Below are 642 nucleotides of genomic sequence, written 5' to 3' on the forward strand. Positions count from 1 at the left end.
ATGAAATCATCCTACGCTCTCCACAAATCAAAGACCCTGGGAGCAGTAAGTCCTTCCCTGAGGATACTTTAAGCTACTCAAGCACTGTCTACCCTCTACTCACAGAGTATTGCAGTGACTGTCATGTCGAAGGCCAGCAAACTCCTTTTATTGGCAGCTCCGATGTTGACACCTCTTACCTGGCTGCTCAGAGTCGAATTAGCCTGGAAACCCCCGGTAACTCCCGACTAGTACAACGCTTACTCAATGAGTTTCATAACTGCTGGGAAGTTGGTTGTGAAGCCTCATCAACTGAAATGAGAACAGCGATCGAAGCCTTTTCTAATTCGATCACTGCCGCCGCGATTGACGAAACACTGATTACCAGTAAAGCGCTTGTATTGGTGGGTGACGGCATCGTTGCCAACTCAGGTGGCCGCTATGAAGATGATGTGATTGCCCTATACGAGTTCAAAGCCGGTGAAGGTACTCTTGCCAACGACACCAGCGGTGTAGACCCGGCCATCAACCTTGAATTGAGCGGCAACGTCGAGTGGGTCGGCGGTTGGGGCATTAAGTTTGGCGCTTCGTATATCGACGAAGAAACCAATACCCGTGTCGGCAACGGTAAAGCGCAAGGCAAGACCGAAGACAGTAAAAAGC

The 642-nt window shown here is 50.0% G+C and carries 1 pseudogene; it reads left to right on the forward strand.

The window, feature by feature from the left end:
• Positions 1–642 (forward strand): annotated as a pseudogene (locus A3756_RS27835) (LamG domain-containing protein); the annotation flags it as partial.

It is taken from the genome of Oleiphilus sp. HI0086, assembly GCF_001635225.1.